The organism is Haloferax sp. Q22 (genome assembly GCF_001482285.1).
Taxonomy (GTDB): Archaea; Halobacteriota; Halobacteria; order Halobacteriales; family Haloferacaceae; genus Haloferax.
This window is the reverse complement of sequence record NZ_LOEP01000009.1, coordinates 54,256-80,874: the sequence shown is the minus strand read 5'-3', so window position 1 is coordinate 80,874 and position 26,619 is coordinate 54,256. Positions and strand designations below refer to the sequence as shown.

The 26,619-nt window shown below is 68.0% G+C and carries 21 protein-coding genes and 1 pseudogene; 9 read left to right on the top strand and 13 right to left on the bottom strand.

The features are described from left to right. Window positions 1-25: 25 nt before the first annotated feature. The gene (locus AM590_RS03475; RefSeq protein WP_082677650.1) at window positions 26-970 is read left to right on the top strand and encodes an NAD(P)-dependent oxidoreductase; all 945 of its coding nucleotides are present in this window, start codon (window positions 26-28) and stop codon (window positions 968-970) included. A 54-nt stretch (window positions 971-1,024) separates the two neighbouring features. Here AM590_RS03475 and AM590_RS03470 read toward each other — a convergent pair whose 3' ends face one another. The 4 genes from AM590_RS03470 to AM590_RS03455 form a co-directional block, all read right to left on the bottom strand. Next, complete coding sequence (locus tag AM590_RS03470; protein ID WP_058826233.1) at window positions 1,025-1,234, bottom strand: hypothetical protein; 210 nt, start codon at window positions 1,232-1,234, stop codon at window positions 1,025-1,027. A gap of 78 nt (window positions 1,235-1,312) precedes the next feature. Further along, window positions 1,313-1,684: a cupin domain-containing protein gene (locus tag AM590_RS03465; RefSeq protein WP_058826232.1), complete on the bottom strand. Its 372-nt coding sequence runs from the start codon at window positions 1,682-1,684 to the stop codon at window positions 1,313-1,315. Window positions 1,685-1,749: 65 nt separating this feature from the next. Then, window positions 1,750-2,340, bottom strand: a complete 591-nt coding sequence (locus tag AM590_RS03460; RefSeq protein ID WP_058826231.1) for an HD domain-containing protein — start codon at window positions 2,338-2,340, stop codon at window positions 1,750-1,752. 3 nt (window positions 2,341-2,343) lie between these two features. Beyond that, window positions 2,344-3,069 carry an EthD family reductase gene (locus AM590_RS03455; RefSeq protein WP_058826230.1) on the bottom strand — a complete coding sequence of 242 codons (726 nt, stop codon included), beginning with the start codon at window positions 3,067-3,069 and terminating at the stop codon, window positions 2,344-2,346. A 124-nt stretch (window positions 3,070-3,193) separates the two neighbouring features. Here AM590_RS03455 and AM590_RS03450 point away from each other — a divergent pair, with 124 nt between their 5' ends. Beyond that, the gene (locus AM590_RS03450) at window positions 3,194-4,444 is read left to right on the top strand and encodes a Xaa-Pro peptidase family protein (protein ID WP_058826296.1); all 1,251 of its coding nucleotides are present in this window, start codon (window positions 3,194-3,196) and stop codon (window positions 4,442-4,444) included. Between the two features lie 223 nt (window positions 4,445-4,667). Here AM590_RS03450 and AM590_RS03445 read toward each other — a convergent pair whose 3' ends face one another. The 6 genes and pseudogenes from AM590_RS03445 to AM590_RS03420 all read right to left on the bottom strand — a co-directional run bounded on the left by AM590_RS03445 (window position 4,668) and on the right by AM590_RS03420 (window position 13,988). Further along, window positions 4,668-6,275 (bottom strand): hydantoinase B/oxoprolinase family protein, encoded by a 1,608-nt coding sequence (locus tag AM590_RS03445; RefSeq protein WP_058826229.1) that lies wholly within the window; start codon window positions 6,273-6,275, stop codon window positions 4,668-4,670. After that, window positions 6,272-8,287, bottom strand: coding sequence for a hydantoinase/oxoprolinase family protein (locus AM590_RS03440; protein ID WP_058826228.1), 2,016 nt, complete (start codon window positions 8,285-8,287; stop codon window positions 6,272-6,274). Before AM590_RS03440 ends, AM590_RS03445 begins: the two co-directional genes overlap by 4 nt. Next, complete coding sequence (locus AM590_RS03435; protein WP_082677645.1) at window positions 8,287-9,504, bottom strand: Nramp family divalent metal transporter; 1,218 nt, start codon at window positions 9,502-9,504, stop codon at window positions 8,287-8,289. Before AM590_RS03435 ends, AM590_RS03440 begins: the two co-directional genes overlap by 1 nt. A 165-nt stretch (window positions 9,505-9,669) precedes the next feature. Beyond that, window positions 9,670-10,215 carry a ribbon-helix-helix protein, CopG family gene (locus AM590_RS03430; RefSeq protein ID WP_058826227.1) on the bottom strand — a complete coding sequence of 182 codons (546 nt, stop codon included), beginning with the start codon at window positions 10,213-10,215 and terminating at the stop codon, window positions 9,670-9,672. A 132-nt stretch (window positions 10,216-10,347) separates the two neighbouring features. Continuing rightward, window positions 10,348-12,561 carry a PAS domain S-box protein gene (locus AM590_RS03425; protein ID WP_058826226.1) on the bottom strand — a complete coding sequence of 738 codons (2,214 nt, stop codon included), beginning with the start codon at window positions 12,559-12,561 and terminating at the stop codon, window positions 10,348-10,350. Between the two features lie 155 nt (window positions 12,562-12,716). Further along, window positions 12,717-13,988 (bottom strand): annotated as a pseudogene (locus AM590_RS03420) (ABC transporter substrate-binding protein). Between the two features lie 113 nt (window positions 13,989-14,101). On the opposite strand from AM590_RS03420, the gene AM590_RS20335 reads away from it, so the two are divergent. The 6 genes from AM590_RS20335 (at window position 14,102) to AM590_RS03390 (ending at window position 19,489) form a co-directional block, all read left to right on the top strand. Further along, entirely contained in the window at window positions 14,102-14,503 is a 402-nt protein-coding gene (locus AM590_RS20335; protein WP_058826225.1) for a hypothetical protein, read from the top strand. Between the two features lie 23 nt (window positions 14,504-14,526). Further along, window positions 14,527-15,225, top strand: coding sequence for a DUF4129 domain-containing protein (locus tag AM590_RS03410; protein WP_058826294.1), 699 nt, complete (start codon window positions 14,527-14,529; stop codon window positions 15,223-15,225). Beyond that, window positions 15,222-17,243: a DUF58 domain-containing protein gene (locus AM590_RS03405; RefSeq protein ID WP_058826224.1), complete on the top strand. Its 2,022-nt coding sequence runs from the start codon at window positions 15,222-15,224 to the stop codon at window positions 17,241-17,243. The genes AM590_RS03410 and AM590_RS03405 overlap by 4 nt, the downstream gene beginning before the upstream one ends. 58 nt (window positions 17,244-17,301) lie before the next feature. Continuing rightward, a complete protein-coding gene (locus AM590_RS03400) occupies window positions 17,302-17,727 on the top strand; it encodes a hypothetical protein (protein ID WP_082677649.1) in 426 nt (141 codons plus the stop codon). A gap of 67 nt (window positions 17,728-17,794) precedes the next feature. Next, window positions 17,795-18,394 (top strand): TetR/AcrR family transcriptional regulator, encoded by a 600-nt coding sequence (locus AM590_RS03395; RefSeq protein WP_058826223.1) that lies wholly within the window; start codon window positions 17,795-17,797, stop codon window positions 18,392-18,394. 111 nt (window positions 18,395-18,505) lie between these two features. Beyond that, a complete protein-coding gene (locus AM590_RS03390; protein WP_058826222.1) occupies window positions 18,506-19,489 on the top strand; it encodes a DUF1028 domain-containing protein in 984 nt (327 codons plus the stop codon). A 122-nt stretch (window positions 19,490-19,611) separates the two neighbouring features. Here the strand turns inward: AM590_RS03390 and AM590_RS03385 are convergent, their stop codons facing one another. The 3 genes from AM590_RS03385 to AM590_RS03375 form a co-directional block, all read right to left on the bottom strand. Continuing rightward, window positions 19,612-20,094: a DoxX family membrane protein gene (locus AM590_RS03385; protein ID WP_058826292.1), complete on the bottom strand. Its 483-nt coding sequence runs from the start codon at window positions 20,092-20,094 to the stop codon at window positions 19,612-19,614. Window positions 20,095-20,357: 263 nt separating this feature from the next. Beyond that, entirely contained in the window at window positions 20,358-22,973 is a 2,616-nt protein-coding gene (locus AM590_RS03380) for a PAS domain-containing protein (RefSeq protein ID WP_058826221.1), read from the bottom strand. Window positions 22,974-23,099: 126 nt separating this feature from the next. After that, window positions 23,100-24,716 carry a long-chain-fatty-acid--CoA ligase gene (locus AM590_RS03375; RefSeq protein ID WP_058826220.1) on the bottom strand — a complete coding sequence of 539 codons (1,617 nt, stop codon included), beginning with the start codon at window positions 24,714-24,716 and terminating at the stop codon, window positions 23,100-23,102. A 195-nt stretch (window positions 24,717-24,911) separates the two neighbouring features. Here AM590_RS03375 and AM590_RS03370 point away from each other — a divergent pair, with 195 nt between their 5' ends. Then, entirely contained in the window at window positions 24,912-26,462 is a 1,551-nt protein-coding gene (locus AM590_RS03370) for a cobyric acid synthase (RefSeq protein WP_058826219.1), read from the top strand. Window positions 26,463-26,619: the final 157 nt, after the last annotated feature.

Genomic DNA, 26,619 nt, shown 5'->3' with positions numbered 1-26,619 from the left:
CGATAGCATGTCATCATCGACCGTGATGGTTACGGGTGGGACCGGTTTCATCGGCTCGTACGTCGCGTCGGACCTCGTCGCGACCGGCCACGACGTGGTCGCCTACGACCGCTCGACCGACCCGCGCATCCTCGACAGACTCGGCGTCGCGGACGACGTGACGATACGCCGTGGCGACGTGACCGACCCGACCGACGTGTTCCGCGCGGTGCGAGAGACCGGCGCGACGCACATCGTCCACCTCGCGGCGCTCCTGACGACGACGGCGCGGGAGAACCCGCGGGCCGCGCTCGACGTGAACGTCCAGGGGACGAACAACGTCTTCGAGGCCGCGCGCGCCCTCCCCGAGCAGGTCGAGCGCGTCGCGTGGGCGTCGTCGGCGGCGGTGTACGCCCCGCCCGCGAACTACGGTGACGACTTCGTGACCGAGTCCGACCTCGTCTACCCCGACACGCTCTACGGGGCGACCAAGGAGTACAACGAGCATCAGGCCCGAGTGTACTACGAGGACTTCGGCGTCTCGCACGTCGCGCTCCGGCCGACGGTCGCCTACGGCCCGTACCGCAAGACCGGCGGGTCCGCGTTCCTCGCGAACATCGTCGAAAAACCGGCGCTCGGCGAGCCCTTCAGCGTCGACTACGGCGACCAGGTTATCGACTGGCAACACGTCCGCGACATCGCGCAGGCGTTCCGCAAGGCGACGTTCGCGCCCGAAGACGCCCTCACCCAACGCGTCTACAACGTCCGCGGGGAGTTGGCGACGGTTCGGGAGGCCGCGGAGACCGTGAAGCGCCTCCTCCCCGACGCCGACCTCACGGTCTCCGACGAGGGTGAACTCCCGTGGACCCAGGAACTCGACATGACCAAGGCGCAAGCCGACCTCGGCTACGACCCGGAGTACGACCTCGAATCCGGGTTCCGCGACTACCTTAACGTGCTTCGGAAGGAAAACGGACTGGAGCCGGTCTGAACCGAGACCCGACGGGCCAAGGTCCGACCGGCCGAAACGCCGCCGCGGAGTCGGTCACGGCCGCCGAGCGTCGTCGGCACCCTCGGTCTCGGGACCGTCAAGCAGGTCGCGGATATCGTCGGGCGACAGCAGGTCGACGAGGCTCTCGCCCGAGTCGTAGCGCTCGCGCTCGTCGGGCGTGAGATACTCCGCGAGGTCGCGTTCTGTGAGCAGTTCCTCGAGTCTGTCGTCGAGGTCGTCCGGGTCGTAACCGGGAATGACCATACTACCGAATTGTCGCGAGCGCCCTTATAACACGGCACTCGTCGCGTTTCCGACGAGTGCGGAGGGCGCGCCGCCAACTCACTCCACGACGACGCCGTCGTCCTTCGCGTTCGGCGCGCCGACGACGAACACCTCGCCCGCCTCGACGCAGCGCAGTTGCCGAACCTCGTCGGGCGAGACGACCACGAAGTCGCCCGGTTCGAGGTCGAGGGCGTCGGTCTCCTCGCCGTCGTCGCCGGCGAAGACGAGTTCGAACGCGCCGGAGAGGACGTGATACAGCTCTTCTTGTTCGCGCTGGTAGTGCATCGGTCCCGACCCGCCCGCGTCGAACGACCAGACCGACGGGCGCATCTTCCGCGGGCGAAGCTCGTAGCCGACGGCCTTGACCCGGGCGTCGGCGTTCTCCACGTCGTGCGGTTCGAGGTCGGCGAGGTTGACGCGCTCGTACATCGGCGCGAGCTACGAAGCGCGGGGTAATAGGTATGCTGACGAGTGTCGCGGCGGTTCGCGTCGGACTACTGGGTCTGGGAGTACCGTTCGACCCACTCCTGTAGGCTGATTCCCATCGCGGCCTGCGTGATGGCGTTCGAGGACGCCGAGTTCGCGCTCTTGACGAGTTCGGCTTCGAGCGTCCGGGTCGGAATCTCGCCGATGAAGTGGGGAATGGCGCGCTGGACCGCGAGCGGGCAGCCGACCTCGTGGGCGAGGGCGTAGCCCGAAAGCGAGTGCGGAATCTCCCCGCTGGCGTACTCGGGGTCGGGGTCGTCGAGCGCGTCGTCGTCCACGAAGTCGACGTACTCGTAGCACTTGCCCACGTCGTGGAGGAGACAGGCCGCGCGGACCACGTCGAACTCCGGGTCCGCGCCGTGGAAGTCCCGCTGTTCCTCGGCGGCGCCGACGGCGATGCGCGTCACGCCGCGGACGTGCTCGGCGTTCGTCACCTCGTGGATGTTCCACGCGTAGGGGATGTCTTCGATGTCGCGCCAACCGCCGCGGGCGAGACCGAGACACCACGCCTCTCTGACCCGGTCGCGGAGGCCGTCGTCCTCGATGTCGGCGAGTTCGGGGAAGGCGGCCTCGACCTGCGCGCGGTAGTCGCGCGACATCGCTCAGCGGCCCCCGGTCACGTCTTTCTGGACCGTCTCGCGGCCGACGAACCGCGGGCGGTCGTCGATGGAGAGGAAGTTGTCCACATCTTCGCGGGGCGCTTTCGCCTTCGGGTGGTCGGGGTCGTAGTCGCGCGAGGATTCGTGACCGAGGCCCGCCCGGAGCGCATCGAGGCTCTCGAAGTAGAGTTCTGCAACGCCGTCGAACTCGGCGCGTTCGGGATCGGTCGGGACGACGCGGGCGTACCGGACCACGCCGGGAATCTCGCGTGCGAGGGGGACGTGGGTGTTCGCCCAGTGGTCGAGGAACTCGTCGTGGCTCATGCCGTCTTTGCGAACGAGAAACGCCGAGTGCTTGTAGAGTCCCGTCGTGTCGCCGCCGGTCTCGTCTTTCTCGACGACCTCCTCGCCGATGATTCGAGGGCGTCGCTCGACGTCGAGGAAGTTGTCCACGTCGGCCCTCGCTTCTCTCGCCGTCCCCTTCGCCGGGTCGTAGTCGCGCGAGCCCTCGCTGCCGAGCGCGTCGTGGAGGACGCCGAGGTCGTCGAAGTAGAGTTCCGCGAGACCGTCGAACTCGGAGGCCTCGGCGTCGATGGGGAGGACCGTCTGGTAGCGGACGACGCCTTCGATGTCGCGGGCGATGGGCGTGTGGTTGTCCTGCCAGTACGTGACGAACTCGTCGTGACTCATCCCCGCCTTGCGGACAAGCAGGGCTACGTGCTTGTACATGCGTACACCTGCCGATTCACGTATGAGACAATAAATCATGAGGTATGTTCCCAACGCTCGTCTACAACAAATTAATGTGATAGTCACGAGTGGTGGGCGTATGCCTTTCCACGAGCGGGGGTTCATGAGCGGGACCCGCGGGACGATGGCCGTCGACTGGGAACAGCGCATCGACGTGAAGCGGATGCGCGAGGTGCGGAAGGACCGCGCCCTCTCGCGGATGCGCGAGGCGGGCCTCGGGAGTATGCTCCTCATCGACGACCCGAACATCCGGTACGTGACCGGGTTGGCGATGACCGGCGGGTCGGGCGCGGACCACTACTCGCTGCTTCTGGAAGACGGCACGGTCGTCCACTGGGACACCGCCGACCACGCGAGCAACCAGCGGTACAACTGCCCGTGGCTGACCGACGTTCGCTACGCCTGTCCCGGACTGGGGAACGTCCCGCGGGCTTCCGGCCGCGACTCGGCCCGCTCGTTCCTCCTCGACAAGATGGCCCAGACCGTCGTCGACGCCCTCGACGAGTACGGCCTCGCGAACGAGGCGATGGGTATCGACACCGGCCACGCGGGGTTGCTCGACGCCTTCGAATCGAAGGGCATCGACGCCCGGCCGGCCGAGTGCGCGGCGGTGATGGAGGACGCCCGAAAGATCAAGACCGAAGACGAAATCGAGTGTCTGCGGCAGGTCGCGGCCATCTGCGAGGCGGGCTTTCAGGCCATCGTCGAGAACGCGAAACCGGGCGCGCGGGAGTCGGAGGTGTGGGGCGACGCCGTCCGCGAACTCTGGCGACACGGCGCGATGGCGCAGGGCGGGTACCTCACGTCGGGACCGAACACGTGGCCGAAGCATCAGGCGAACACCACGGACCGACTGATTCGCCCCGGCGACCTCGTCTACGCCGACTTCTACAACGTCGGCTACCTCGGCTACCGGTCGTGTTACTACCGGACCTTCTCGATGGGCGAACCGACCGAGGAACAGCGCGACGCCTACGAGACGGCTCGCGACAACCTCTACGCCGTCCTCGACGAAATCGAGCCGGGGAAGACTACCGACGAGATCGCGGCGGCGTTCCCGGACATGGCGGGCGAACACGCCGACTGGTACGGCGCGGACGACCACTGGCAGTTGACGACCAATCACTGGGCCCACGGCCTCGGCCTTCAACTGTACGAGGTACCGCTCATCTGGCGCGGCCTCTCGCCGGACCACCCCATCGAAATCGAGGCGGGGATGACGATGGCCGTCGAGACCCAAGAGCCGGCGGGGAGACAGGGCGTCCGCGTCGAGGAGATGGTCGTCGTCCGCGACGACGGGGTCGAACTACTCAGCCAGTGGCCCGTCGAGGAGATAACGGTTATCGAGTCCTGATTCCTGACACGACAGATGGGGCCGCCCACAAATTTTAAAAATTGTAGAATTTGTTGTGCGGATTCGTCTGAGCACAGTTTCATCGGACCAAAACTCGTCATAAGAGATTACGACACTGAATATCGAACGAGTGATCAGTGGTGTGGAATATCTATAACGGCTGATTACGGCGGGGCGAGGACTCCCTGTGTCCCTGCACCAAAGCCCAGCAGACCGACCGACGCTACTCCGTCTTGCCGTCCTCGTGGTCCCGACGGGCCGCGTCGGCGTCGCGGTCATCGGGGTCGCCGTGGCCGCCGCCGCCCGGCGTCCGAACCGTGACGGTCGTGCCGGCGGACACGTCGCGGGTCGTCTTCGACGGGACTGTCTCGCCGTCGACTAGGTTCTGTCCCGTCGCCCCGTCCTCGCCGCCCGCGATGCCGCGAGGGGCGACCCGCCGGCGCTCGGTGAGAAGCGAGACGGTCGCGTCCGCCTCGACCGTGACCGACCGGACGATGCCGAGGCCGCCGCGGAACTCGCCGCGGCCGCCGCTTCCCTCACGGAGGCCGTACGCCTCGACGAAAAGCGGGTACTCGGCTTCCAGCGCCTCGACCGGCGTGTTGAGCGTGTTGGTCATCCCGACCTGCACGCCGTCCATGCCGTCGCCGCCGGCGCGGCCGCCGAACCCGCCGCCGATGGTCTCGTAGTAGGTGAAGCCGTCCGAACCGCCGGCGCGACTGCCGATGGTCAGGTTGTTCATCGTCCCCTGTCCCTGCGCGGGAACGCGCTCGGGGGCCGCGTCGGCGAGCGCCGAGAAGACCACGTCGGTCACGCGCTGGCTCGTCTCGACGTTGCCGCCGACGACCGCCGCGGGGGCGTCGGGATTGAGGAGCGAGCCGTCGGGAACTTCGACCGAGATGGGGTCGTAACAGCCCTGATTCGGCGGGATTTCGGGGTCGGTGACGCATCGAACGACGAAGTACACCGCGCTTTTCGCGACCGCGAGCGGCGCGTTGACGTTGCCGGCGACCTGGTCGGCCGTGCCGTCGAAGTCGAACGCGACGGTGTCGCCGTCGACCGTCGCGGTCACCTCGATGGGGATGTCGTCGTCGGTCACGCCGTCGCCTTCGAGCACGTCGCGGGCGCGGTACTCGCCGTCCGGCAGGTCGCGAAGTTCCGCGGTGACGCGGTTCCGGGAGTAGTCCATCACGGCGTCGAACGCCGCGAGGACGCGAGGCCGGCCGTGGTCCGCCACGAGGTCGGCCAGTCGCTCCTCGGCGCGCTCGTTCGCCGCGATTTGCGCGCGGATGTCGGCGCGGCGCTCGCCGGGGTTGCGGACGTTGGCGAGGAGCAGCGACAGCACGTCGTCGTTGGTCTCGCCGCCGGCGACGAGTCTGACCGGCGGGAGTCGGAGCCCCTCCTGATAGATTTCGCGCGCGCCGGCGGGCATGCTTCCGGGCGTCATCCCGCCCACGTCGGCGTGGTGCGCCCGCGAGACGGCGTATCCGAGCACCTCGCCGTCGACCGAAAGCGGCGACACCATCGTCACGTCGGGGAGGTGCGTCCCGCCCTCGAAGGGGTCGTTGAGGACGAACACGTCGCCCGGTTCCGGGTCGTAGTCGAGGACCGTGTCCACGGCCTCGGGCATCGCGCCGAGGTGGACCGGGATGTGTTCGGCCTGTGCGACGAGGCGGCCGTCGGCGTCGAACAGCGCCGTCGAGCAGTCGCGGCGCTCCTTGATGTTCGGCGAGTACGACGAGGTGATGAGCACCTGCCCCATCTCCTCGGCGACGCTCTCGAACTGGTTGCGCATGATTTCGAGCGTCACGGGGTCGACCTCGCGGTCGCTCATTCGCCGTCACCCCCATTGGTCAGGACGAGCGTTCCGTCGGCCCCGACCGTCCCACCCCACGCCGGCGGCACGACAACGGTGCTCTCGTGCTGTTCGAGGATGGCCGGTCCCTCGACGGTCGTCCCCGCGCCGAGGCCGTCGCGGTCGTAGACGGGCGTCTCGCGGAACGCGCCGTCGAAGAAGGCCTCGCGGGTGTCCTTGCGGGCGTCGCCGCCGCCGCGGTAGGTCACGTCGAGGGAGTCGCGTTCGACCGCAGCGGTCGCCCGGACGTTGACGAGTTCGACCGGGTCGTCGAGGCGGTAGCCGTAGGCGCTCTCGTGGGCCTCGTGGAACCGCGCTTCGACCGCCTCGGCGTCGAACGTCTCGCCGACGGGGACGGTCAGTTCGAAGCTCTGGCCGACGTACCGGAGGTCGGCGGCGCGCTGGACCGCCGCGTCGTCGGGGTCAGCCACGTCTTCGAGCGTGTCGGCTTCGAGGTCGTCGTAGGCGGCTTCGACCGCCGCGGCGTCGAGGCCGGACAGGGGTCGGCGGAGCGTCCGCACCGAGTCGTGTTTCTGGTCGGCCGCGAGCAGACCGTACGCCGAGAGGACGCCGCAGGCCCGCGGAACAATCACGGTCTCGATGTCGAGGCTCTCGGCGAGCGCGGCGGCGTGCATCGGGCCGGCACCGCCGAAGGCGACGAGGCCGAACTGCCGCGGGTCGTGGCCGCGCTCGACCGTCACGGCGCGAATCGCCCGCGTCATGTTGGCGTTGGCGACGCGGTAGACGCCGCGAGCGGCCGCGAGCGCGTCGTCCAGTCCGGTCTCGTCGGCGAGCCCCGCGAGCGCGTCGCGGGCGACGTCCACGTCCAAGGAGAGTTCACCGCCGAGGGCGGAGCTGCCGCCGATGTAGCCGAGGACGACGTTCGCGTCCGTCACGGTCGGGTCGGTCCCGCCGCGGCCGTAGCAGGCCGGACCGGGGTTCGCGCCCGACGAGCGCGGCCCGACCCGGAGCGCGTTGCCCGAGTCGACCCACGCGATGGACCCGCCGCCCGCGCCGACGGTGTTCACGTCCACCATCGGCGTCTTGATTGGCCGGCCGTTGATTTCGGCGTCGGTTGTCCGCTCGACCTCGCCGTCGCGGACGAGGCTCACGTCGCTCGACGTGCCGCCCATGTCGAAGGTGACGAGGCCGGCGAGATCGTCGCCGGAGTCGGTCGCGGTCTCCGCCGCGCCGACGACGCCCGCCGCCGGCCCGGACATCGTGGTCGTCACGGCGTGTTCGCGCACGGTCGAAGCCGGGGCGATGCCGCCGTTGGCCTGCATGATTTTCGGGACCGGGACGCCGAGGTCCGCGGCCCGCGATTCGAGGCGGCCGAGGTAGCTGTCGATGGCCGGCGTCACGTAGGCGTCGACCGCGGTGGTCGAGGTGCGCTCGAACTCGCGGAACTCGGCGAGCACCTCGTGGGAGGCGGAGACGGGCGCGTCGAGTTCCTCGCGGAGCACGTCGGCGACGACGCGCTCGTTTTCGGGGTGCTGGTAGGCGTGCAGGAGCGAGACGGCGACGCTCTCCGCGCCGGCGTCGCGGATGTCGTCGGCGAGCGCGCGGACCTCCGACTCGTCGACTTCGGTCTGGATGCCGTCGACCGTCGCCCGCTCCGTCACCTCGAAGCGGCGGCGGCGCGGGACGAGCGGGGCGGGCTTGTCGGCGGTCACGTCGTAGAGGTCGGGGCGGGCCTGTCGGCCGATTTCGAGCACGTCGCGGAAGCCCTCGGTGGTGACGAGCGCGGTCTTCGCCCCGTCGTCTTCGAGGAGGGCGTTCACGGAGACGGTCATCGCGTGGGTGAACGCGTCGACCTCGGCCGGGTCGATGCCGGCGTCGTCGCAGGCCTTCTCGATACCGCGGACGACGCCGATGCTCTGGTCGTCCGTGCTCGGAACCTTCGCGGTGACGAGGCGACCTTCGGGTGTCAACAGCGCCACGTCGGTGAAGGTGCCGCCGACGTCGACGCCGATGCGGGTTTCTGCGTCCATCAGAACACCCCCATATCGGTCGCGACCGTATAGAGCGTTCGGAGACCGAGCCAGACGACGACGAGCGTCACCAGCCCGCCGACGACGTTCTGGGGCGTGGTGTTGGCGTACGATCCGAGGATGTCGCGGTCGTTCATCACGTAGATGAGGAAGACGGCGACGATGGGCAGGAGGATGCCGTTTGCGACCTGCGCGAAGACGATGGCCTGCACGGGACTGTAGCCGACCGCGGAGAAGACGATACCCACGAGCAGAATCGAGCCCCAGACAGCGCGGAACTTCGTGGACTTGAGGTCGGTGTCCCAGCCGAGCGCCCCCGCCGTCGCGTACGCGCCGGCCAGCGGAGCGGTCGTCGCGCTGGTGAAGCCCGCGGCGAACAGTCCGATGCCGAAGAACACCTTCGCCTGCGTGCCGACGAGCGGTTCGAGCTGTTCGGCCATCGTGCTGACGTTCTGGATGTTCGTCCCGACGGGGAACGCCGCCGCGGCGGTGACGAGAATCGAGATGGTGATGAAGCCGCCGAGGACGATAGAGAGAATCGTGTCGGCCCGCGATTCGTTCAACTCCTCGGGGCCGGCCCACCGCTCTTGGACGCTCCCGGCGTGGAGAAAGAGGTTGTAGCCGACGACGGTCGTCCCGATGAGGCCGGTGATGAGGAACGCCGACCCCTCCGGGACGCTCGGGACGAACCCGCGGGCGAGCGCGCCGAGGTCGGGACCGATGAGAATGGCGTCGATGAGGAAGGAGACGGCCATGATGGAGACGAGGCCGACGAGCGCTTTCTCGATGAGTTTGTACTTGCCGGACCACAGAAGGGCGCCGGCGACGAGGCCCATCGCGGGCCCCCAAAGGTTGGCGCTGATACCGGTCAAGCCCTCAAGTCCGGCCGCGCCGCCAAGGATGTTCCCGGTCTCGTAGGCGGCCGTTCCGATGCCGATAGCACTGACGACGAGCACGATACTCACCCCGGACAGTACGGGGTTGTCGAACTGCCCCCGGAGCGCCTCGCCGAGTCCCTCGCGGGAGACGAGGCCGAGTCGGGCGCTCATCTCCTGGAGGACGATGGTGGCGATAATCGAGAAGGCGATAGTCCAGACGAGCGCGTAGCCGAATCGAGCACCCGTCACGCTCGCGGTCGTGACCGTGCCGGGACCGATGAACGCGGCGGCGACCATCGCGCCCGGGCCGATAGATTTCAGACGTTCGATGAAGTTCATGGTTCTACCTGTGAGGTGGATTAGCGTATCAAACTCTGATTGATAAATCCCGGTTGAGAACGCCGTTTACGGCAGGGAGGACGCGTGTGAAGGAGTATGAACGAGTGTGAAGTCAGCGGTGAGTATAGACCAGCGACCGAACCGGGTCGGCGCGGGGTTCGAACCTCACCGAACCTCGGTGAGAAGCACCTTCGAGACACCCTCTTCGACCTCGATGTCGAACGGGGACTGCTCGGTGCTGAGCGCGATGAACCGCGACATGAACCACTTGACCGACTCGGTGGGAAAGACGACGTGATAGGTGTCGCCCTCGGAGGCGCGGACCGTGAGAAAGCCGCAGAACGACAGCCAGTCGAGGAGTTCGCCCAGCGATTCGAACCGGTCGCGGTACTCGTGGGCGTGGAACGCTGCGACCCGGTCGACGGCGTCGAGGAACGCGGGGTCCGGGTCGCCGTCGTCGTCCTCCACGTAGTCGAGAAACGTGTGCAGGAAGTCCACGTCGAGGAGGACGTGCTCGCCGCTCGACAGCATCTGGTGGTAGGCTTCGAGGTTCGGCCCGGCGTCGGTCGTCGCCGCCTCGAAGTTAGCCGCGTAGAAGACGAGCGCCTCGCGGACAAGCTCGCTCTGCGCCTTGTCGGTCCGCCCGGTGAGGCCGTCGAGCGCCGACTGGGCGTCCTCGTCGAGCGACACCGTGATGCGATTCGTGACCATGAGTGTCTAACTCTCGGAGGGGTTCTTAAGGATGTGCGGACGACCGCCGCGAGCCGCGAACGCGTGACGAACCGGAACCAGTCGTCCAAAAAGTGTGAAAATTTTAGAATTTGTTAGGCCGGCGGTACTGCGTCAGTCGCCGCTCCGCTGGCGCTGCGCGGACGGTCCCGCGGCCGTCGCCGACTCGGTGAAGACGAACCGCGCGCCTCCGGTCGAACCGTGCTCTGCGGCGGGCGTCCAGTCGTGGGCGGCCGCGATCTGCTTGACGATGGCGAGGCCGAGGCCGCCGCCGCGGCGCTCGCTCACGCCGGCTTCGAAGCACTCGTGAGGGGGCGTTCCGTCGGGGAAGCCCTCGCCGTCGTCCTCGACAAAGAACCCGCTTCGAGTCCGACCGGCCGTCACCGTCACCTCGGGACCGCCGTAGACGACGGCGTTCTCGAACAGGTTTTCGAGGAGCTGTCGGAGTCTGCTCTCGTCGGCCGGTATCGTCTGCGACGCACCGCCGTCGGTCCGGTCGAACCGCAGTTCGGCGTCGGCGGTCGGAACCGTCTCCCACGCGCGTTCGGCCACGCGCCGGAAGTCAAGGGGCTCCGTCTCGACGACCGCCTCGCCCTGCGTGGCGAGCGCAGTGAGATCCGAGAGCAACTCCCCGACCCGGTCGAGGCTCTGTCCGAGCTTTCGAAGATCCTCGGCGTCCGCGTCACCGGGCGACTCGGCGACGATGTCGAAGTAGCCCCGCGCGGTCGTCAGCGGGGTCCGGAGGTCGTGGGAGACGACGCGCGTGAACTCGCTGAGGCGCTCGTTCTGCCGTTCGAGCAGGCGCTGTCGGGCGTTGCGCTCCGTCACCTCGCGTTGGAAACCGATGTAGTTCGTGACGGTCCCGTCGTCGCCGTGGACCGGCGTTATCTCGGACTGGTTCCAAAACGGCGTCCCGTCGCGGCGGTAGTTGAGGAGTTCGACGCTGCACGGCTCTTCGTCGGCGATGGCCTCGCGGAACCGCTCGCAGTCCTCTTCGGCGGTGTCCGGTCCCTGCAGGACGCGGTGGTTCTCGCCGAGGACCTCCTCGGTGTCGTAGCCGGTGAGATCCTCGAAGGCGTCGTTGGCGTAGACGATGGGACAGTCGTCCCCGCTCGGGCCCGTGATGGTGATGCCGACCGAGGCCTCGTCGATGGCGCGGCGCATCAGCGACAGTTCGGCCTCCTGGGCCAGTCGCTCGGAGATGTCCCGGAGGATGCCCGTCGTGCCGACGACCTCGCAGCCGTCGTCGTGTAAGAGCGTGAGGTGACACTCCATGGGCACGCGGTCGCGGCCGTCGCCGTCCGCCGCGAGGAGTTGGGTTTCGAAGGTGAGTCGGTCAGTCTCCGCGCCGTCGCCGAGCGACGCCCGGAGCGACTCGTAGGTCTCGTAGTCCGCGTCGGGGAGGTACGACGAGAGGTGCGAGCCGAGGACACGCTCGCGGTCGTGGCCGACGAGGTCGACAAAGGCGTCGTTGACGTACTCGAAGCGGTCGTCGGCGTCGAGGGAGTAGACCGGGTCGCCCGCGGCGCGGATGATGTGCTCGTCGCGCGCGAGTTCGTCCCGGCGCGCCCGCTCGCCGGAGATGTCCCGAAGGATGCCGACCGAACCGCGGAACTCCTCGCCCTCGTAGGGTAGATAGCCCATGTGGTCGCGGCACGGCACCGCCTCGCCGTCAGCCGTCCGTATCTCGATTTCGAACTGGGTCGTGTCGGGGCCGCGCGACGAGAGAATCCCCCCGAGTTCGCCGGCCGCCTTCCGAACGTCTCCGTCGCCTTTCACGAGCTCCGGGCCGCTTCCGAGAACCTCGTCGACGGCGTAGCCCGAGAGGTCCGCGAAGGCGTCGTTCACGTAGGTGAAGCGGCCGCGCTCGTCGACGACGTACACGGGGTAGCCGAGGGCTTCGAGGACGGTCTCGTAGCGCTCTGCACGACGGGTTGCCCGGTGCTCCGAGACGCTGTTTTCGATGCGGTTGACGAGCAGTTCGTACTGCTCGGTGGAGGGCTGTTTCTGCAGGTAGTCGGTGACGCCCGCAGAGATGGCGTCGCTCGCGACTTCCTCGCTCCCCTTGCCAGTAAAGAGGATGAAGGGAAGCGAACCGTGTTCCTCGCGGACCGTTTCGAGGAGTTCGACGCCGGTCATCGCCGGCATGTCGTAGTCACTGACCACGCAGTCGATATCAGAATCACGAACGATATCGAGCACGGCTTCGGGATCCGCACAGGTCGTCACCTCGAACGAAGAGAACTTTCGGAGGTACGTCTCGCCGAGGTCCAAGAGCGCCGAATCGTCGTCTACGTAGACGACATGTGGGGATTCCGAAGGAGTCATCGGTAGTTACCAAATAGTAACTACCGGGACGATACATAAGTTCGACCTCTATAGTTAGGGACCTGTGAATACACGGGTTGGTTTCGAATCTAATAATAGATATCTACGATGCGCTGGCGACGACCAGCTTCGACCGGCAGTCGCGAGGCCGCTCGTCAGAACTCGCCGGCGACGATGTCGGCGACGCGACCGCGGTCGAACAGGCGTTCTCCCGCCGGAATCTCGGGGTACGACTCGCCGTCGCCGTAGCCGGGCCACGCGCCGAAGCGGTCGGGAAAGAGCTGTTTGGCGGTCATCTCGGTCTGGAACAGGTTCATAATCGGTCCCTGCATCCCGTTTCCGGATGGGTAGTATCGACCGTCGCGGAACGCGGGCACCTCGTCCGCGAGGGGGTCCGAAAGCACCTCCTCGCGGTTCGAGCGAAACGAGTCGCCGAGCGCGGTCCCCCAGTACCGGAGGACGACGTCGGGCGCGGTCTCGACCATCGCCTCGTAGTCGTACGAACCGCCCGACCTGGTCTCGGCGTCGGTCGCCGCGAACGCGTTCTGCATCCCGAACGGGCGGAGGTGCGCCCAGAGGTAGCCGTCTCCCGTGAAGTCGTACGGCCAGAACGTCCCGCCGGTGTCGGCGACGACCGCGAGCGACGGTCGCTCGGACGCCGGTGGGAGGTCCGCCCGTATCCGGGAGACGAGGTCGTCCCGGAGCGACTTGAACGCCCGGTAGCGCGCTTCCTCCCGGAACACCGCCGCGATATGACCGAGGTAGTCCCAGAGCGTGTAGTGCTCGTAGCGGTCGCGACAGGGTTCCGGCGGTTCGGCGTTTGTCCGGCTGTAGTAGTTGCCGAACCACGGGCCCACGTCGGCCGCGATTGACGCCACCTCGTCTTCGGTCTAGTCGAAGGAGCTACTCCGGAGAAGACACGGGTCGAGGAAGTGAACGTCGCTGTCCAGTTCGTAGAACAGCTCCCTGTCGAGGGCGTTCGGGTTGGACGCCGGCGTGACGCGGCCGAGGTCCTCCCACTCGAAGTCCACGCCGTCAAGCGCGTCGTAGTAGTAGCCGACCGTGTTGCCGAACAGTTCCTTGTCGTAGCCGATGCCGGTGATGGCGTCGCCGTGGCCGAAGGCGACCGCCGCGTCGGCCGAGACCGGGTAGTAGGTCAGGGCGCGTTCCGGCACGGCGTCGAACTCGACCGCACCGACTGGGGCCATCGACACCGAGTACGACCCGTCGCTCGTCTCAGTTTCCGGCGTCTCAGTCACTTCTTTGGTTTCCGCCTCAGTCGTCGATACGGCGTCAGAAGCGGTGGTCGTCGCGTCGGAGCCGCCGCCCGCACACCCCGCGAGGAGTCCCCCACCGAGGACCGTCCCGCCGAATTTTACGTAGTCACGGCGAGTCGGCCCGGACCGACAGTCATCGTTATCTGCCATGCTTTTAGGCTAGCCTAAAACAACAAAACTACTTCGTTTTAGGGTCGCCTAGAATTCGCGTAAGGGGGTGAGAAGGCGTGGATATTTTAACAATGAGTTGAAATTTATTGAGCATGTTCCCCGTTACAGCCCCCCTCCCCCACGTCTCGGCGAACAGTATCGAACGGTTCCTCGCGGCCCTCCTCGTCGGACTGCTTGGAACGTACGCCCTCGGGACGGCCACCAGTGGCGTCGTCCCGCCGCTCGAAATCGCCGGCGTCGTGGCGATTCACCTCGCCGTCATCGTCGCGGGCGTGTTCCCGCTCGTCGTGCTCGGGCGCTCAGTGAGCAGTCGGGTGCGGTCGGGAGCGACTGCCGGCCGTCGCCTCGAATCAGTCGTGTCCGCTGGTGCGCTCGTCTGTCTCGTCAGCGGACTCTGGCTCAGTCTCGACGCGTCGTCGGACCTCTCGGGCGTACTGCTCGGGTGCGCGCTGGTCGCCCTGTTCGCCCTCATCGGACTCGTCGCGAGGCGGTGACGGCCCGACACAGTCCGCACATCATGCGAACCTCCCACATCTTTGCCCTCGCCGTCACCGTGTTCGCGCTCGCCACGCTCGGACTCGCCGCAGGGACGCTCGACGTCGCGAGACCGGACGGACCGGCTGTCTCGGAGTCGGCCGACGGGTCGGTAACGCTCCGCGAGCAGTCAGGAGCGAGTGAGCAATCTGACCGTCCGGACCGACCCTCAGTCGGCCGGCTAGTACTCCCGAGCGACGGTGTACTCGGCGGTCTCGGAGAGCAGTCGTCGCCGGCCGACGGACTGCACTCGCGCCTCGCCGTCGGAGGCGCACTCGTCGTCGGTGCGGCGATGCTCGTCTTCCGCCGATTCACCGACGACGACGCGCGGGCGTCAGAGGTGACCGAGGAGCGCGGCGGCGCGGACCACAAACCATCGGACCGGCGCGCGCCGGACCCGTCCGAATGGGGCGGCCCGCCGACGAATGGCGTCTCCCAAGCGTGGTTCTCGATGGTGTCCGCGCTCGGCGCGGCGGCCACCCCGCGACAGACGCCGGCCGAACTCGCCCGGACGGCCGTCGATACCGGCCTGCCCGCGGACACAGTTGAATCGCTCACCGAGCTGTTCCGCGCAGTTCGGTACGGCGGAAAGCGGCCGACCGACGAGCGCGAGCGACGAGCCGAAGGCGCGCTCGACGCGCTGCGGCGAGATGAGGACTGGCCGGGCGGGCGCGAGCCGTGAGCCGCACTCGCCGCGGGCTGTTGCTCGTCGGTCTCGCGTCGGGCCTCGTCGGCGTACTGCTCATCGCCTCCCCGGGCATCGCCCGCGGCGTCTCACTCACAGGGGGCGCCCGAACCGCACCCGTCGCCGTCGTCGGCGTCGCCGCCGTCGTCCTCGCCGCCCGCTCACTGTTGAACGCTCTCGGAGGCGACACCCCGGGCGACGGCGAGGGAAGGGCAGCCACCGCAGGCGCGTTCCCCTCGCCGGAGCGTCGTCCGCGCTACGACCCGCCGGGGACGGGGTTCGCCCAGCGAGTGGACGCAATCGGGTGGACCGACCGACGCGACGCGGAACCAGAAAACCGTCGGGAGCTCCGTGACGACCTCCGGGACGTGGCGACGAGCGCACTCTCGCGGGCCGACGGGGCGAGCCCGAGCGAGGTCGAAACGTGGCTAGACGATGGGAGTTGGACGGACGACCCCCTCGCGTCGGCGTTCTTCGCCGGCGACCTCGTCCCGTCGCTGTCGCCCTCGGGATACGTCCGTGCGCTGGTCCGCGGCGAGCCACCGTTCGCTCGTCGGGCGCGTCACGCCGTCACCGCGCTGTCGAAGCGGTCCGGTGCGGGCGACGTGACGCCGGCCCCGTCAGCCGACGTTCGGACGGCGTTCGAGGACGAACCCGCCGTGCGGACGAGTCGATACCTCCCGGACGGCGAGGTGAGCCGCGAACACGAGTCAGCGACTGACCGGGCCCGCGGAGTGACCGCCGCGGCGCTCGCAGTCGGCGGGCTCGGAATCGTCACGTTGCGACCGGGGCTGTTCCTCCTCGCGCTGTTCGGAATTACCGTCTCGGGGTACGCCCGCGCGGTCCCGACCCCGTCGCGGGCGGTAACGGTCGAGAGGGCAGTCAGTAATAGCGAACCCGCGGTCGGCGACGAGGTCGAGGTGACCCTCTCGGTTCGGAACGTCGGTGACACGACGCTCGCGGACCTCCGGCTCGTTGACGGGGTTCCGCCGGGTCTTACCGTCGTCGACGGGTCGCCGAAGTTCGCGACCGCGCTCCGACCGGGGAAGCGCGCGAGCGTCACGTACACGGTCGAAGCCGTCCGTGGCAACCACGCGTTCGACCCGGCGCTCGTCGTCACACGCGACGCTCTCGGGGTACGCAAGCGAGAAGCGCTCGTCGACACAGAGACGGCGGTTTCGTGTCGCCCGCCGGCGGAACCGCTTTCGGGTCGTGCCCCCGCGAGACCGACGACGCGAGCGGGTCGGTCGCGGTCGGATGCCCCGGGCCCGGGCATCGAGTTCCACTCGGTCAGAGAGTACCGGCCGGGAGACCCCCCGTCCCGAATCGACTGGAGACGGAAGGCCAAGACGGGGGAGTTCTCGACGGTGGCGTTTCACGAACACCGACGCCAGCGAGTGCTGGTCGTCGTCGACGCGCGAGCGGAGGCCTACGTCGCACGGAGTGACGGGGCCGATGGGAGCGACGGGGGCGGCGAAGGTGGTGACGGTGAGCCGGTCGTCCAACGGGGCGTCGCCGCCGCCGCCCTCGTCTCTCGCTTCCGCTCCGCGGGCGTGCCGGTCGGTCTCGCGGCGCTCTCACCGCGGTCCTGTCGGCTCTCGCCCGGTCGCGGAGGCGACCACCACCGCCGGCTTCGGGAGGTGCTGGCGACCCATCCCGCGTTCGGGTGGGAGGCTCCGGATGGCGAGGTGGACGCGTCCGCGGCGGTTCGCGAGATTCACCGGCGGGTACGGGCGGACACGCGGATCGTCTTCGTCTCGCCGCTCTCCGACGACGCGAGTGTGACCGCCGCGCGGCGGTTCGACGCGCACGGGCACCCCGTTTCGGTTCTCAGTCCCGACCCGACCGCTCCCTCGCGCGCTCGCGGCTACGAGTCAGGATACGCGTCGCTCGCGAGGGAGCGCCGGCTGCGGCGGCTTCGAGCGGTCGGCATTCCCGCGAGTGATTGGGACCCGTCCGAGCCGCTACGGGAGGTGACGAGAGATGGCCGAAGCCATGCCACGACGTCCGGATAGCGCCCCGCCGCTCCGGAGTAGCGGCGGTGCGCTCGTGGCCGCGACCGGTGCGGCCGTCATTACCGCGGTCTCGGTCCCCGCGCTCGCGATGGGCGTGCTGGGGGTGCTCTCGCTCGCCGGTGCCCTCACGTTCGGCATCGAATCGGTTTACACGCCGGGGATTGCGCTCCTCGCGGGGGCAGTCGTGCTCGCGGGCGTCCTTGGTCTGACACCGCCGTTCCTGCTCGCGGCCGCGTTCCTCGTACTCCTCGCGTGGGACGTGGGGAAACACGGGTTCGGCATCGCACGAGAGGTCGGCCGAGAACCCTCGACGCTCCGAATCGAGACCGTCCACGGGCTGAGCAGCGCTCTCGTGTATGCGGCCGGTGCGACGCTCGGCTACGGGATATACGCCAGCGTCACCGGCGGACGGTCGGTTGTCGCGCTCCTCGCGCTCCTCGTCGGGGCCGTGGCGCTCCTGTTCGCGTTGCAGGCACGGGACTGAGTCGGAACCCAAACGCCGACCGCACCGACCCGAAAACGACACTTCCGTCCAACGAGAACCCCCTAGCATGACGCGGGACGGGCGCGCCGATGAGCTGGAGCCGGCGAAGCGGCGCATCATGGAGGCGACGTACAGGGCGTTACGGAAACACGGCTACGGCAACCTGACGACGCAGGACATCGCCGACGAGTTCGAGAACAGCAAGGCGCTTCTGTACTACCACTACGACGGGAAAGACGAGCTACTGGTGGACTTCCTCGACTACGTCCTCGCGGAGTTCCTGAACGGCCTCCCGCGGGGGGACCGCACGCCCAGGGAAGAACTCGAAACGCTGGTCGACGCGCTCCTGCCCGAGACGCTCTCCGAGGAGGCCTACCGACTCCAACTATCGATGTTCGAACTGCGGATGAACGCCCGGCACGACGAGGACTACCGCGATGAGTACCGCCACATCGACGACGAACTCACGGCGCACCTGCGGGACATTCTCGAACGCGGAGTCGAGGCCGGCGAGTTCGAAGCGATCGACCTCGACGCCGAGGCCGAGTTGTTCCTCTCGATTCTGACTGGGACGCGCGCCCGCCGGCTGACGGTGTTCGAACCCGACGAGTCCATCGAGTCGCTCCGGGCGGCCATCGAGTCGCACATTGACCGCATCTCGGCGTAGCCCATGCCGGAGAGCGCGGCCGCCGAGCAGACGACGCGACGACAACACTCCTCTCCAACGGTTCCGCCGAGAGGTGAACCCTTATTCGCCCGGCGTCCGTCGGTTCCGACCATGACACCGCGACCGTCGACCTTCTCAATCGTCGCCCGCGACCCCGAACAGGACGCCGTCGGCGTGGCCGTCCAGTCGAAGTTCGTGAGCGTCGGCTCTGTCGTCCCGTTCGTCAGCGCGGACGCCGGCGCAATCGCCACCCAGAGCTTCGCAAACGTCGCCTACGGCCCCGACGGATTGGACCTCCTGCGCGAGGGGCACTCGGCGGAGGAAGTCGTCGACGAACTGACCGACGCCGACGACGAGGCCCCGAGCAGGCAGGTCGGCGTCGTGGGGGCGGACGGGAGCATTGCGGCGTTCACCGGCGACAAGTGCTTCGACGTGGCCGGCGATGTCCAAGGAGACAACTACACCGTTCAGGGGAACATCCTCGAAAACGAGGCGACGCTCGACGCGATGGCCGAGGCGTTCGAGACGACCGACGGCGGCCTCCCCGAGCGCCTGCTCGCGGCGCTCCACGCCGGCAACGACGCCGGCGGCGACAAGCGCGGCGAGCAGTCGGCGGCGATGTACATCGCCAAGCCCGAGGGCGGCTACGACGGCGGCAACGACCGCTGGGTCGACGTGCGCGTCGACGACCACGACCACCCGATAGACGAGCTCGAACGCGTGTTCAAACTGTACGACATCACGCTCTTGGAGCGCGAAGCGCCCGCCGAAATGCAGTCGCTGTCGGGCGAGACGGCCGAATCGGTCCTCGAAACGCTGTCGGACCTCGGCTTCTACGACGGAACGCCGAGCGGCGAGTTCGACGACGAGGCCGCGGCGGCGCTCGAATCGTTCCGGGGTATGAACAACTTCGAGAACCACTCGCTTTCGGTCCTCGAAGACGCCATCGCCCGCGGCTGGGACGACGTTGATGGCGGGGAGACGGCGGACGAGGGCGAGACGGCGGGAGAAGACGACGCGACGGGTGAACTCGGCGGAGAGGCGCGGCTCATCGAGGCGATTTGGCAGGGCCTCAGCAGGCTCGACAGGAAGTAATCCGGTAAAATCAGTCTCGTCGTTCACACGTTCTTTCGGTCGTCGAAGCGCGCCGGGTGCGGTGGAGTTGGTGGGTCACCGCGGCGCACCGACAGGGCCGCGCGGGGGAAGGAAGGTCCCGCTCAGCCGAGGAGGTACTTGAGCACGGGGCGCTGCTGGACGAACTCCATCTTCTCGATGATGGCGTCGAGGCCGAGGATGCGGCCCGCCGCGAGCGTGCCGACGATGGCGAACATCATGAGGCCGAACAGGTCGCCGTTGACCAGGCCGTGGCCCCAGTCGGCGTTCCCCAGGTAGAAGAACACCATCAGGACGCCACCGAAGAAGGCGGCGAGCCGGACGAGGGCACCCACGATGAGCCCGAGGCCGATGAGCGTCTCACCGACGGGAATCATGAAGTTCGTGAACTCGAGGAGCCACGGGGTCGCGGCGGCCCACGCGAAGAAGCCCTGCAGCGGCGAGGCGGCGGGGGCGTTCGCGAGGTAGCCCGCGGCGTTGAAGCCGCCGAGCTTCGTCACACCGGCGTGGAAGAACCAGTAGCCGGTGATGAGGCGGGTCAGCACGAGCACGTAGCCCGTGACGCCCTGCGAGTAGTCGAAGTCCATTCTGTTCCCCAGCATCTCGATTTGTGAGTTAGCGGCCATTGTCTTTCACCTAACAAGTGAACGAACGACCCCCCAGAGCATATAAAGAGAGCGTGATTTCCGAATCTAAGGAATCGAGAACGACCGAAAGTCAGCGTTTGAGAACCCATACCCTCTGATTCGGTCGTCGGTTCGGACGCAAAACTCAGTTGTCGGGCGAATCGAGCACGGTGGGGCTCGGAACCGCCGCCACAGAGTCCGTTCGGCGATGAGTCTCCTGTGCGTCAGTCGTTCGAACCCTCTGAATCGGTCGTCGTCGGTCGTCCCGACTGCGTCACGAACTCGAACCGCGCGCCGCCCTCAACTGACTCGGCGAGCGAGACGGACCAGCCGTGGGCGTCGGCGATGTCGCGGACGATAGCGAGGCCGTAACCAGTTCCCCGTGGCGTCGTGGTGTAGCCGTGGTTGAAGACGCGTTCGCGGATTTCTTCGGGGATTCCGACGCCGTTGTCCTCGACGTAGAACCCGGTGCAGTCGTCGAGCGCTCCGATGCGGACGGCGAGCGGGTCGTCGGGCGGCTCCGCGTGCTCGACGGCGTTCCGAAAGAGGTTCTCGAAGAGCCTGAGCAGGCGGCCGTCGTCGCCCTCGACGACGAACAGTTCCCCGCGGACGAGCGTCGTGTCGCCGGTGTCGACGAAGCGCCACGCGTGGTCGACGATGCGGGCGAGGTCGACGGGTTTGGCGTCGACCACGGGCGTCCGCTGGCGAGCGAGGTCGAGAACCTCGTCGACCAGCTCGGACATCCGTTCGACCGCGTTGGCGGCGCGTTCGAGGTGCGCCCGCTCGCCCGACTCAATCCCGAGGTCAAGGTAACCGGTGGCGACCGCGAGCGGGTTTCGGAGGTCGTGGGCGACGATAGAGACGAAATCGTCGAGCCGCTCGTTGGCCGCGGCGAGGTCCGCCTCGCGGTTGCGGAGTTCCTGTTCGCGGACGGTTCCCGAGAGCGCGGTGGCGGCCGTCGAGCCGAAGAGTTCGAGCAGGTCCACGTTCACGTCGAGGAACGCGTCGGCGTCGGTCGAGACGACGAGAAGACCGTGGCTCCCGAGCGGGACGCGGAGGACCGACGCCGCGTCCGACTCGGGAGGAAGGAGTCGGTCATCGACGGCCGCGGAGTCGACTCGGGTGATCGCGTCCGAATCGGAACCGCCCGGGACGGTCTCGATTCGAACCGCCGACTCGAACCCGTCGCCGGTCGAAGCGGCCGGCGACAGCCCCCCGCCGTCGTCGGCGAGCCAGATGGCGGCCTCGGTATCGGGGACGAGTTCGGGGACGGCCTCGACCGCCAGCGCCGCGACCTCCTCGACGCTCTCGGTGAGAATGAGATCTCTCGTGACCACCTGTAGCGACCGGAGACCGTCCTCCAACCGGGCGCGATTGGTGACGTCGATGGCGACGCCGAGGAGCTTCGACACCTCGCCGTCGTCGTCGAAGACGGGGCGGTACCACACGTCGTAGACCGCGCCGCGGTACTCGATTCGCGTGTCGACCGCCTCGCCCGACAGGCCGCGGGCGATGGCGTCGGTGGCCGCGGGGGTGTCGTCGTACAGGTCGAAGGCGGACCGGCCGACCACCTCGCCGGAGTCGCGGCCGAGCGCCTCCAGACCGGCCCCTTCGGACAAGGTGAACACGCCCTCGGAGTCGAACGCCGAGAGGATGACCGGCAGGTTCTGCAGCAGCGTCTCGAGGCGCTGATTGGTCGATTCGAGGGCCTGGAAGTAGCGCTTCCGCGTCGTCACGTCGCGGAAATAGACTGACAGTCCCGACGGCGAGGGGTACGCCCGGACCTCAAACCAGCCGTCGTGCTGCTCGGCGTAAGTCTCGAACGTCACCGGCTCCTGCGTCCGCATCGCCTCGTGGTACTTCTCATACGGTTCGGTGTCGACGACTGACGGGTAGAGGTCCCAGATGCACTCGCCGAGGTCCGGTTCTCGGATCTCGCTGAAGACGGTTCTCGCGCGGTCGTTGAAGTAAACGAAACGCCAGTCAGTGTCGAGGGCGAAGAAGGCGTCCGTCATGCGTTCGAGCAGTTCGCCCCGCTGGGTGGTGGCGACCTCGCGGTCGGTCACGTCTCGCGGGATGCCGACGACGCCGGTCACCTTCTCACCGTCGGCGGCCGGCGAAAGCAAGAGTTCGAACAACCGCGGGTCGCCCTCGGCGTCGACGAACCGAACGTCGAGGCGCTCGGTGGTGCCCTCGGAGAGGACGCGCGAGACGGCGTTCTGGTACCGCTCGTACTCGTCGGCGGGGAACAGGCCGGCGTCGACGAGCGACTCGAACTGCTCGCCGCGGAGCGACTCGGAGGTTCGCCCCGTTATCGCCTCGATTCGGGGGTTCACGTACTCGACGCGGCAGTCCTCGTCGAGGACGAACGCGCCGTCTTCCATCGCCTCGACGATGACGCGGTGACTCCGTGTGTCGGGACGGGAGTCCCCGATATCGGAGTCCACGAGCGACCGGACCGACTTGACGAGGTCCGCGTGGGAGTCGTCGGCGTCGTCGCGGACCAGATAGTCGTCGACGCCGAGCGAGACGGCACGGGCGGCGAACGCCTCGTCGCCGGCGGCGGCGTAGACGACCACCGGGAACCCGGTGCGAGCGTCGTCGTCGGAGGAGACGAGCGTGTCCAAGTCGGTTCCGTCGGGGAGGGCGGCGGCGACGACGAGACAGGAGACGGGCCGGTCGGCGAGCGCAGAGCGCGCGGCGTCGGCGCTCTCAGCATGCGCGACCGGACGCTCGAAGGCGCCCCGAAGCGCTGAGACGACCGAATCGGAAGCAGCGCCGTCGGCCGCAACGTAGAGAATCTCGCCGGCGGAGGTGCTCCCTGAACTCGGGGGAAACATGTTAGATACGAGATATTCAGAGAGCCAATAATATCTTGCGGGCGAACGGTCGGACTATCGGAAGACGGAAATCGAAACGGTCTGACGGGTGGCTGAGTCAGGGTTCGGCGGGCGACGAGTCGCCACCTACCCCTGACCGACCATCCGCTCTTCGTCGTCCCACTCGCGCTTGCGGAGTTCGTACTTCTGAATCTTTCCGGTCGCGGTCTTGGGAATCTCCTCGACGAACTCGAACTCGCGGATGGCCTTGTAGCCGGCGAGGCGGTCGCGGGTGTACTCGGTCAGTTCCTCGGCGGTGACGCCGGGGTGCTCCACGTCGCCGTTCGCGGGGACGACGAACGCCTTCGGCGTCTCGCCCCACTTCTCGGACGGCGCGGGGATGACCGCCACGTCGCCGACGGCGTCGTGGTCGAACAGCGTGTCCTCCAGTTCGACCGAGGAGATGTTCTCTCCGCCGGAGATGATGATGTCCTTCTTGCGGTCCTGAATCGCTATCATGCCGTCCTCGTTGACGACGGCGAGGTCGCCGGTGTGGTACCAGCCTTCGAGGCGGTCGTTGAACGCGTCGTGGGTCTCGTCGGGCTTGTTCCAGTACTTCTCCATCACCTGATTGCCGCGGACGACCACCTCGCCGATGGTGGCGTCGTCGCGCGGGACCCGCTCGCCGTCCTCGTCGACGACGCGCAGGTCGGTCCCGAGCGGGGCGACGCCCTGCCGCTGTTTGAGCGAGAAGCGCAGGCCGCCCTCGTTGGGGATGAGACGGTTCGCGTCCGAGGTGGCGATGAGCGGGCCGGTTTCGGTCGCGCCGTAGAGTTGGGTGAACTCCCAGCCGAACTCGGATTCGGTGTGACGAATCGTCGCGCTCGGCGCGGCGCTCCCGGCGGCGGTCACGCGGACCGGGTTGTCGCCGGTGTAAGCCGGGTCGTGTTCCTCGGCGTACTCGCGCAGGATGGACAGCACGGTCGGCGCACAGCAGAAGAAGGACACGTCCTCGGTGGCGATGGCGTCGAACACGTGCTCGGCGTCGACTCCGCGGGTGCAGACGTGTTTCGCGCCGCGGCCGGTGACGGCGTAGATGTGGCCCCAGCCGTTGACGTGGAACATCGGGAGCGTCCAGAGATACACGTCGTCGTCCGCGATGTGGTGGTGAATCGTCACCAGTTGGGCGTGGAGCGACTCGGTGCGGTGGGTGCGGCAGACTCCCTTCGGGTCGCCGGTCGTCCCCGAGGTGTAGTTGATGGTGATGAGTTCGTCCTCGGACATCTCGGGGCGCTCGTAGTCGTCGGCGTCCGCGTCGTCGAGGAACGCCTCGAAGTCGAGCCAGTCGCCGTCGACGGCGGCGGGGTCGTTCGTCACGAACACCTCAGCGGGCACGTCGTCGCGGACGGCCTCGATTTTGCCCGCGTACTGGTAGTCGGCGTAGACTACGCTCGCGCCGGAGTCCGAGAGCAGGTACTCGTAGTCCTCGGTCGTGAGTCGGTAGTTCAGCGGGACGTGGAGCGCGCCGCACTGCATCGCACCGAAGGCCGCTTCGAGGTGGTAGTGCGTGTTCGGGTCGAGCACCGCGACCCGGTCGCCCTTCTCGACGCCGTGGGATTGGAGCGCTGCTGAAAACCTGTCCACCCGCTCGCCGAACTGCGCGTAGGTAAAGCGCTCACCGTCGACGCCGACGATGGCCTCATAATCGCCGTAGTACGTCCGAGCCCGGTCGAGGAAGTCCGTCACGAGTAACTGTTTCTTCATTCATGATAGACCGGGCAGTCGAGCGAACTAAACGCACCACTTCCGGCAACATTTCACAAAACCGACGTGACCACCACAGTATGGCGGGGAAGGTCGTCGGCGAGTGGTTTGGCCCCTCCACTGGAGCAGGCGCGGACTCCCCTTCGCGCCGCCGAAACGAACACCTTTGAACCGCGCGGCCCTGACTCCCGGCAGATGACGACGCCGACCCTCCTCGTCGCGGGGACCGCGAGCCACGTGGGCAAGAGCACCGTCGCGGCCGGACTCTGTCGCCTGTTCGCCGACCGCGGCCTCTCGGTCGCGCCGTTCAAGGCGCAGAACATGAGCAACAACGCCCGCGCAGTCGCGACCGCCGACGGCGACGGCTTCGGCGAAATCGGCGTCTCGCAGTACGTGCAGGCCCGCGCCGCGCGGGTCGCGCCGACGACCGACCACAACCCGGTCCTGCTCAAGCCCCACGGCGACGGCACCTCGCAACTGGTCGTCCACGGCCGAGCGGTCGGCCTCAACTCCGCGGGCGACTACTACGCGACCCACTGGGACGACGCCCGCAAGGCGGCGGTCGAATCGCATCGTCGGCTGGCGACCGAGTCGGACGTGGTCGTCGCCGAGGGGGCCGGCTCGATTGCCGAGATAAACCTCCACGATCGCGATTTGGCGAACATCGAGACCACCCGCTTCGCCGACGCCGACATCCTCATCGCGGCCGACATCGAGCGCGGCGGCGTCTTCGCCAGCCTGCTGGGAACGCTCGAACTGCTCCCCGAAGACGTGCGCGAGCGAGTCGTCGGCGCGGTCATCACGAAGTTCCGCGGCGACCCGAGCCTCCTCGAACCGGGGCTCGACGAAATCGAGGAGCGGACCGGCGTGCCCGTCCTCGGCGTGCTTCCCTACGACGACCCCGGTCTCCCGGAGGAAGACAGCCTCGCGCTCCCCGCGGAAGGCGAGCGCGCCACCGTCGGCGACGACGACGGCGTCGCGGCCGAGCACGCGGTCACTATCGGCGTGCCGCGACTCCCGCGCATCTCGAACGCGACGGACTTCGGCCCGCTGGCCGAGACGCCGGGCGTCCGGGTCGCCTACCTCCCGCTCGACGCGACACTCGACGGTATCGACGGGGTGGTCCTCCCCGGAAGCAAGAACACGGTCGACGACCTGCTCGCACTTCGAGACGCCGGCTTCGGCGACGAACTCGCGGACTTCGACGGCCCGGTCGTCGGCATCTGCGGCGGCTACCAACTGCTCGGCGAGACCATCGAGAACGCCGATATCGAGGGGACGGCGGCCGACGAGACGGTCGAGGGGTTCGGTCTGCTGCCGGTAGTCACGCGATTCTCCCGCGACAAGCGGGTCGAACCCGTCTCGGTCGAGTTCGACGGCGCGGGACCGCTGGCCGGCGCGACGGGGGCCGTCGACGGCTACGAGATACACATGGGCGACAGCCGAATCGTCGGCGACGCGACCCCGGTTTCGGGCGACGGCGCGGCGCTCGGGCGGGTCGCGGGGACGTACATTCACGACCTGTTCGCCAACGACTCGCCGCGGAACGCGTTCGTGGACGCCGTGTACGAGTCGGCCGGGCGCGACCGACCGACGGCGGGAGCGTCGGGGGCGACACGCGGGATGGGAAGGGCCGAAGGGGACGCGGACGCCGGCGCGTCGGGCGACCCCTACGACCGCGCCGCCGCGCTCGTCGCCGACAACCTCGACGTTGCGGCGCTCTGCGATGCGCTCGGGCTAGAGTAAGGGGAGTCGCGGAGGGGAGTCACCACATCGGCGACCGGTCGCCAGCGATCCCGGTAACACGTCTGTAACCACCTGACACCACCGTCAGCGAGCGTTTAACACCCGATAGGCGCTACACACGTTCGTCGGAGCACCCACCGAACTCCACCACCACACT